At 60.5% G+C, this 8067-nt stretch carries 6 protein-coding genes and 3 pseudogenes; 3 read left to right on the top strand and 6 right to left on the bottom strand.

Annotated elements, in window-relative coordinates; genetic code table 11:
* Together AC1D00_RS16575 and AC1D00_RS16570 are read left to right on the top strand one after the other, a co-directional pair.
* A partial coding sequence (locus AC1D00_RS16575; RefSeq protein WP_477011416.1) for a LysR substrate-binding domain-containing protein occupies positions 1-783 on the top strand: 783 nt, incomplete at its 5' end.
* Between the two features lie 241 nt (positions 784-1024).
* Positions 1025-1336 (top strand): annotated as a pseudogene (locus AC1D00_RS16570) (FAD-binding oxidoreductase); the annotation flags it as partial.
* Here the strand turns inward: AC1D00_RS16570 and AC1D00_RS16565 are convergent.
* Positions 1315-1711, bottom strand: a pseudogene (locus AC1D00_RS16565) (ISL3 family transposase); the annotation flags it as partial. The pseudogenes AC1D00_RS16570 and AC1D00_RS16565 overlap by 22 nt on opposite strands.
* A gap of 288 nt (positions 1712-1999) precedes the next feature.
* On the opposite strand from AC1D00_RS16565, the gene AC1D00_RS16560 reads away from it, so the two are divergent.
* Positions 2000-2212 (top strand): hypothetical protein, encoded by a 213-nt coding sequence (locus tag AC1D00_RS16560; protein WP_135178276.1) that lies wholly within the window; start codon positions 2000-2002, stop codon positions 2210-2212.
* Positions 2213-2430: 218 nt separating this feature from the next.
* Here the strand turns inward: AC1D00_RS16560 and AC1D00_RS16555 are convergent, their stop codons facing one another.
* From AC1D00_RS16555 to AC1D00_RS16535, 5 genes and pseudogenes are all read right to left on the bottom strand, one after another.
* Positions 2431-2916 (bottom strand): hypothetical protein, encoded by a 486-nt coding sequence (locus AC1D00_RS16555; RefSeq protein WP_477011415.1) that lies wholly within the window; start codon positions 2914-2916, stop codon positions 2431-2433.
* 22 nt (positions 2917-2938) lie between these two features.
* Entirely contained in the window at positions 2939-4123 is a 1185-nt protein-coding gene (locus AC1D00_RS16550) for an MFS transporter (RefSeq protein WP_135178278.1), read from the bottom strand.
* Positions 4124-4215: 92 nt separating this feature from the next.
* Positions 4216-5511 carry a cytochrome P450 gene (locus AC1D00_RS16545; protein ID WP_477011414.1) on the bottom strand — a complete coding sequence of 432 codons (1296 nt, stop codon included), beginning with the start codon at positions 5509-5511 and terminating at the stop codon, positions 4216-4218.
* A gap of 447 nt (positions 5512-5958) precedes the next feature.
* On the bottom strand, positions 5959-6459 hold the full coding sequence (locus AC1D00_RS16540; RefSeq protein ID WP_235885888.1) for a glycosyltransferase family protein: 501 nt from the start codon (positions 6457-6459) through the stop codon (positions 5959-5961).
* Positions 6447-7956, bottom strand: a pseudogene (locus tag AC1D00_RS16535) (glucan biosynthesis protein G). The gene AC1D00_RS16540 and the pseudogene AC1D00_RS16535 overlap by 13 nt, the downstream one beginning before the upstream one ends.
* Positions 7957-8067: the final 111 nt, after the last annotated feature.

The following is an 8067-nucleotide window of genomic DNA, read 5'->3' as shown; positions in this document are numbered from 1 at the left end:
CTCTTCATTCGGTCGGCTGAGGGAATGCTGCCGACCCCGCGCGCCGAGGCTCTCATCGGCACGGCCAGGCAGGCATTGGAGATGCTGCGGCGTCTGGCGGAGCTTCGTCCTGAGTTTGATCCGGCGACTGCCAAGCGTCGCTTCATCATCTGCATGACGGATGCGAGCCACATCACGCTGCTTCCGGCCATCCTCGCCTACGTTCGTCGTGTTGCTCCAGGCATCCGCATTGAGGCGGCGCAGATCGGCGGCGATACCCCACGGATGCTACAGTCTGGCGAGGCCGATCTGGCGCTCGGCTACATCTCGGACCTCGACGCCGGACACTTCCAGCAGGCCCTCTTTCCGCAGGATTGGGTCTGCCTGTCGAACGCAAAACATGCCCGGATCCGCGATCGCATCACAGCACGGGATTTCAGGCGGGAGGCGCACGTCCTCATTCGCTCCGGCACTGGACACCAGTTGCTCGCGGACGCGGTACGGGAGCAGCGAATGGTGCTTGACGTTGCGCTCGAGCTACCCGGCTTTTTGGGACTACCCGCAATTGTCGGGACGACTGACCTGATCGCCACCCTTCCAAGGCACATCGGCGAAACGTTGGCTCACTATTACGGACTGCGCGTGCTCGACTGCCCGCTCGCGATCGCCGGCTTTACCGTGAAGCAATATTGGCATGCCCGCTTCCATCACGATCCGGCAAGTCAATGGTTGCGTGACGTATGCTGTGAACTTTTTCAACAGCGGGAAGTGCGGGGCCTACATCGTTCCGGTCGGCCAAAATAAACGAAGGCCGACCGCGGCACACCATTTCGAAACTGGATACGATCGGCTGTCTGGCAAGTCGCCGACTGGCTCCTCTGAAGCCCGAAAAGGCTCGTGATGAAGACGTTCAATACGAGCCGCAGCGACGCAAACTGCCGACAATCGCAGCATTTCAGCATTGCTTCCTTCTCAATCGGCCTCGAACGGCAAGCAATGCCGTACAAACGCGCAAAGTTGATCCGACGCCAATCGGAGCTGAAGCATGTCCTACTCAATACAGGTTCGAGCCTTTCGCGACCTTCTGGACGATCGGGGCGTCGTTGACGAGCCGGGGCGGATCGCGGCCTACACAACGGATCAACGTCGGCACTTGACGGGCTCGACGTTTGCCGTGCTGAAGCCGACGACGACGAAGCAGGTCGCCGACATCGTGGGGCTCGCGGCGCACCACGGAATAGGAATTGTTCCGCAGGGCGGCAACACCAGCTACTGCGGCGGTGCGACGCCCGACGCGTCCGGACGCCAAATCATCGTGAGCCTCGAGCGGTTGGACAGGATTCGCGAAGCATCAGCCAGCATAGGAACGTTTTGTTCGATGACGGCAAGCGTGACGGTCCCGGCCTTGGTCAGGTGGTCGCGCTTCGTCGCCATCAGCTGCGCTATCGTCCTGGCGGCGGGGACCTTCTGCAATTGTTGATGGCTGATAGTCTCGGAACGACCGCCGTCGCGTCGCCCATTCCGCCACCACGCGCAGCGATCCCTTGAAGCCTTGTCCCTTCAAACGGCGCCAGAGTTCGGCACCGTTGCGACAGCCGCCTGACCACTGCGCGTCCAGGAACGGCAGATGCCCGTCCAGGGTGCTTTGACGGGTGCGGAACATATCCGTACCGCCGCCGCAGCTAATTTGGCGAACCAGATTGCGACTATGTCCTGTGCGGCGGACGATCTGCGAAGATCCGCCGGCGGCAATGCGGCACCTCACATGTGAAGCGCCGCGTGAGCAATCGGAGGCGCACCTTTCTGCCCGCTGATGGCAAATCGGCCACGTGCCGGATGTAACGGCTATGGATTCCAACCGACGTATGTCCCAAGTGAAACATCATTGAGCGTTCAAAGGCCCTAGTCCCCTAGCCCCGGACCGGGCCTTTCCGTTTGTGCTCAGCACAGATGCGCCATACGATTTGCATGTTTCATCGAATCAAATTGAGCCGTTTCTTCACTTATAAGAACGTCATTCATGACCAAGGAAAATTGCCTGATCGTCCACGTTGCTGGAAGGCAGTTGGATTTGCTACGCGGAGAAGCTTCCCGAATTGCAAAGGAAAGTAAGATCGATTGGTGGATCGACCGCGCAGACATTGGCGCGCGCTTTTGCTTTGAGGATGCGAAGGCGAAGGAGGCTTTCGCATTGACCTGCGACAACTTCGGCATTCCGTGCCGTGACGGATAGCATTATAAAGACCCGCCAGCGTGGACCAGCGGCAACTTACCCTTAACTTTTTCTAGATTGACGAGCGAGGAACGAAGCCCTCCAGATCGGCTCGAGAGTCTTTCTGGCTCGCCGCCCGAGCTGGCGGAGCGGCCCCGGTCTACGGTCAGGCGCTTGCATGAGGCGGGTCCGGCTTTCCCGCGACAGCTGACCTGTCCACACCCACGAGGCGCAGTACCTCAGCGCACATCCGATCCCCTACGCAGCCCGGGAGCGCTCGAGGCGGCGGCCGGGCGCCAGTCGCTGATGAAATCGGCGCGCCTGGCCTGAGCTTCCAGCACTTTGACCATGGTGTCGATCTGCTCCTGCGACAGCCGCCGCTCCGGTTCGACCGCAGTCCAAGGGGTTAGGCCGTCGTCGCGCCGGCAGACGTAGCCGCCGAATTCCTTTGCGATCCCTTCCAGGATGGCAGGCCCGGAGCCCGCAGCGCCGATCATCACGAGTGCATATCCGTCGCCGTCAATCTCTCCGGCAAAGAGCCACATCGTATGCTTAAAGTTCGACCGTCCCTTGATGGCAAAGCACAGGGCTTTTGCGGTGTCGGTCGATTCAATTATTTCGGTCTCACCGGCGGCAAGTCCTCGCCCCCGGAGCGCGGTAGCGATGTCCTCGGAGGAGCGGTGTCCGAAAAGGAGCGCCTTTGCTCTGCTATGCATGGTTTCCATATCAATCCTTGGCGGTTCGGGGCTATTTGAGCTGCTCTACCGGAAAGCTCCTGTTGACACCACTCGACCCGCGGGCGAGCGCAACGAACAGGCCTAGAATCGGAATTGAGACTAGCATCGCAATGGCGGCCGCATCGAAAGTAACGACGGCCGTCGCGATCGAACGGGCAAGCGCTCCCTGCAATATAGGGAACCCGAGCATGACAGAATAAGAGACCGAATAGAATATGCCCATTCCGATGGCTCGGGACCGGACGTCCATAACTCGGGCCGGCAGGGTCATCATCGCTCCTCCGGGCAGGCCGGAGATTATCCCGATCATGACAAACAGCGCCGTGCTGGCGTCGACGCGCGGCACCGCCGCCAAGGCGGCCGCCGCGGCGAGCAGGGCGAGCACGATCAAGGTGCCCGGACCTGGAAGTCGCGAAGCGAGAACGCCGCCGGCCGGAATGGACAGCAACGACATCCAAAGGACGATGCTGACGCACGAGGCAGCGGCGTTGGCCGAATAGCCTTTCTCCACCAATAGAACAGGACCGAACGTGAATACAGTGGCAAAAGCGGAGTTGGCCAGTCCCCAGAGGGTGCCTGCGACGCAGACCGCGAGGAGAACGGCACCTCGCGGAAAAGACTCGGATGCCTCCGCCGCGCGCCGCTCCGATGGGGGGATGAACAGCAGAGCTGAAAGCAGGGCAAAGCCAGCAATCAATGCCAGAAAAAAGCGGGTCGACGGCAATCCGAATGACTGGGCCATCGAGGGAAGCAAGACAAGCGATAAGGCAATCCCGCAGGGCCATGCGTTAACGAAGTTCGCCATTGCAAGTGCCATCTGTTTCCCGGTGAAGCGATCGGCAATGATCTTGGTCGCGGCAACCGTCATTACGATCCCGCCTGTCCCCGCGAGTAACCTTCCACTCAGATAAGCGACCCAGCTTCCATGGATCTCGATCACGCCCCCGCACATCATGAGGGCAAGACTAGCAAGCAAAGTTCTGCGATCGCCGAATTTCGACGCTATCATCCCTCCCGGAAGACAAACCGCGATTCCGGGAGCAAGATAGGCTCCCAACAAAAGACCCATCCGGCCGTAGTCGATACCGTCGGCCCTGAGCAGGGGAGCAAGCGCGCCGACGCTTTCGAACTGCATCCCCATCACGCAGCGCGCAAGGAAGAGTGACAGAAGAACCAGCCACTTCTTGTCATTCAAATCTGCCTCCTGAGAGAACGGACCTTGGGACGCGGCCCCGCCAGCACCACAGCTCTTGAGGCCGCTTCCGATCGATCACGAGCAATTTCGGGTTACCAGCTTGCCGGCAGGACGCGCGGACCGCGGATGACAAAATTCGGCTTCCAGGCAGGGTTCTCGACGTCGTCAATCTGCAGACGGGGAAGTCGGCGGAGCAAGGTGGTGACAGCAATCTCCGTCTGCAGTCGCGCTAGCTGGGCACCGAGACAAAAATGGATGCCACCACCGAAGGACAGTGGCTTGCTATTCCGTCGCGTGATGTCGAACTCGTCAGGGCGATCGGGGTAGACCGCGGCATCGCGGTTCGCCGACGCCAACAGACACACGATGTTGTCGCCCTTGGCTATCCTCTTGTCGGCCAACTCCATGTCTTCAAGCGCAACCCGGCCTGTGAATTGGATCGAAGGTTCGTAACGGAGGAACTCGTCGATGGCGTTATGAATTAGCCCCGGATCGGTCCGGAGCAGCGCCATCTGATCGGGATTGCGATGGAGTGTTATCAGGCTGTTTCCGATCAGATTTATGGTTGTCTCGTGACCAGCGACAAACAGCAGCATGATGCTCGCCGTGAGCTCCTCGTTGGTCAGCCTATTGCCGTCCTCCTCGGCCATGACGAGTTGGGTGGTCAGGTCGTTGCCAGGCCGGCGGCGGCACTGCTCGTAGAGACGCTCGAAATAGTCGCGTACGGACTTCACCCGGGAGTTTGCAGCGGCGATCTCTTCCGGCGTGAACGCTGYCGATTCCAGAACCCTCACGCTGTCTTCGGAGACGGCATGGAAAAATCCGCGCTCATCATCCGGAATGCCCAGCATGTCGCAGATGATGGTCACCGGGGGATGGTAGGCGAATTCGGATACCAGATCCATCTTCCCCCGGTCGACCACGGCGTCCAACGCCTGATCGACCACCTGTTGGATGCGCGGCCTCATAGCCTCGACTTGTCGTGCCGTAAACGCCTTGACCACCAGATTGCGTAACCGCGTGTGATGAGGCGGGTCGGAAAGCAACATGGTCTTTGACATGTGGTCGAAGAGCGGTTCCCGAACGACCTCGCTGCCGTATCGCTTCGCGCTCCGCTCGACAAAAGCCTTGCCGAACCGTCGATCCTTTAGGACCGTTCCAACGTCGGCATGCCTGCTCACGACGTATGCACCAATCGGCGCAAAATGGACCGGATCGAGCGCGCGCAACTTCGCGTAGTGCGGGTATGGATCCCGGATGAAGTCGGAAGCAAAAGGGTTGAAGACGTAGCGAGACGCGTCCACCGGAGACTGATCGCCAGCCGCGTCTGCGGGACCTGGAGATGCTTCAGCAAAGCCTTCGGCAGAAGTGACTGCACTTCCTTCCATTGGTCCATCCTCGCAACTGCTGTTGCGCTAATGCAACCAAAAATTGCTCAAGGATTCAATGCCCTTTTCGTTGGTAAGGTGAACCCTTGGGAGTGATCTGCCGTTAAGGTTCTCAAGATTCCGACCGGCTTGCCTGCGATGGCCGCCGTGTTTTCCTTTCAGCCCTGTTCGACCGTCCATGAACCCGACCATATAATCAAATCGTTCGCGAGATAATTGGGAACAATGTGAACGGGGACGATCGGGCGGCGGCTTTGGCGCGTCTCTTGGCGCTCGTCAACGTCGCGATGGCGGACGCGGGCATCGCGGCCCGGTACTACAAATACACATACCAATTGTGGCGCCCTTCTAGGGATTAGGGAATACGACGACAGTTACTGGTACAACGGCACAGCGGTTTCTCATGCGCTTCACAAGCGCTGTGATCCATGGTGGGTACCACTAGGTTCACCAAGGAACTGACTGAGGCCGCTTCGGCGAGCATGACATCTCCAATCGGCAGAGCGCCGGTGGGTCCTCGTTATAGGTCGGCATCAGCATCGCCGTGCGCGCTGTGACAGCAGGGAGCGGGCCGGCGGGGTCGACCGGCAGGCCAGGCGTCCGGCGCATCAGCAGCACGAAAAACCCGGCGAGCGCGGACATGAAGGAGAAGACAACCCAGGCAAGCAGCACAAGGAAGAGACCGAGCAGCACCGCCTCGAGAACGGTCACACCACCGACTTTCACGACATCGTGCATGCCATAGCCGCCCGCCAGCATCAGCAGGATTGTGCCCAGGAAGATGAAGAGACGGCGAAACGTCGAAACGCGGGTCGAACCGGTCGGCGCCCGCCCGGGCATTGCCGTGCGGTCCAGCCGGCACGGCACCATCGATAGCGGGCTTTCCGGCGGCAGGAATCGGCGGCCGTCGGTGCGCCGCGGAGCCGGCGACTGGTTCAGGGCGTCCATCGATAAACCCACACCTCGGAGACCGGCGGCTCGTGCTGCGCCAGGAAGGCGCGCAGCTCGATGGCTGTCTGTCCCTTGACCGAGCATTGAAAGCTCAGACGCCACCCTCCTGTTGCCGGATTGGGTTGCGTCACGACGTTGCTGATCTCGGATTTTTCGGCGGTCACAACCCCTTTTATCGTTTTGGGATCGACGCTTTTGAGTTGCTCGCCCATCAGCTCCAGGACAAACAGTTTGCTGTCCTCGCCCCGGCTGCCGACCCCCGTTCGCATGAATCGCGCGAGCGCCTCGGGTTTCGGTGCATCCGGTCCCCAGTGCAGGCGATAGGTGAAGATATGCTCGCTCTTGGCCGCCAGCGGCTGCTTCGGTTGCCAGAACGCGGCGATGTTGTCGTGGACCTCCTCCTTGGTCGGGATCTCGAACAACTTCACGGCCCCTTCGCCCCAATCGCCCGATCGGCTCGAACCAGAGGCTTGGGCGCCGTTCGAAGCTGGATTCGAGATCCTGATAGGCGGCGAAATTCCTCTCCCGCTGCATCAGGACGAAGCCCCCCGGTTTGAGGTCGGCGAAACTGCTCACCTGCAGATCGTGCGGATTGTTGAGYGGACGCCAGAGCTGCTCGCCTCTCCCGTTGAAGATCGCAAGTCCGTCGGAATCGTGAACCGCAGGGCGGAAGTCGTCGAAATCCTTGCGGTTCGTTTGGCCCGAAGAAGAACATGCTGGTCATCGGCGCGAGCCCGGCATGCTCCACGTCGCGCGGGTAGAGCGCCATCTCCACGTCGAAAACAGTGGTTTGCCCAGGTCGGATCGTGAAGCGGTAGCTCGCCGCGGCGCCCTTGCTGTCCAGCAGCGCATGCACCACGATCGAGGAGGCATTCGGCGCCGGCTTTTCCAGCCAGAACGCCTTGAAGAACGGGAACTCTTCGCCTTTGCTTTCGCCGGTGTCGATCGCCAGTCCGCGCGCGGACAGACCGTAGGTCTGCCCCTTCGCGACCGCCCGGAAGTAGCTTGCGCCGAGGAATACGCCGACTTCGTCGTAGTAGTCCGGTCTGTTGATCGGAGCGTGGATGCGGAATCCAGCAAAGCCAATGTTACCATCCGGCCATTGTCCGAGACCTTCGCCGAACGAGAAGTCCTCCCGGCGGTAGGGCACCGGCATGACGCTTCTGTTCACCACCTGGAAGATGTTCACCCGGTTCTTGTAGAAGAAGCCGCGGTGGAAAAATTGCACCTCGAACGGCAGCTTCTCGTCGCGCCACAGCGCCTTCTCCGGCGCAAAGCGAATGGACCGGTATTGGTCGTAGTTGAGATTTGTCAGCGCATCCGGCAGCTTCTCGTCGGGGGGCTCGAATGGCTTCGTCGCAAGAGTCCGGGCAAGCTCGCGGACAAGGAGGGGCTGAAGGGAGGGGTTGTGCCCGCCTCGGCCTCCGCTGCACGCGGCAGGATAGCGGCAGCTGAAACAGCCGCCGACGCGCGAAGAAGTTGCCGTCGATTCACGCTCGCGTCTCCCGTTGGAAAGGGAGGAGAAACGGTCCATGTTCCTCGGAGTTCCATTGTGCCGGTAGTCGGCACGAAGGTCGTCGGGGCATGGCAAGGCGCGAATGAATG

Source organism: Bradyrhizobium sp. P2_E8 (genome assembly GCF_056403875.1).
The sequence above is the reverse complement of the archived record's forward strand: the minus strand, read 5'-3'. Positions and strand labels throughout refer to the sequence as shown.

Excerpts from the sequence above, each read along its gene's own strand:
- AC1D00_RS16540 (WP_235885888.1), bottom strand. The coding sequence starts at position 6,459 with ATGGACGCCCTGAACCAGTCGCCGGCTCCGCGGCGCACCGACGGCCGC.
- AC1D00_RS16560 (WP_135178276.1), top strand. The coding sequence starts at position 2,000 with ATGACCAAGGAAAATTGCCTGATCGTCCACGTTGCTGGAAGGCAGTTG.
- AC1D00_RS16555 (WP_477011415.1), bottom strand. The coding sequence starts at position 2,916 with ATGGAAACCATGCATAGCAGAGCAAAGGCGCTCCTTTTCGGACACCGC.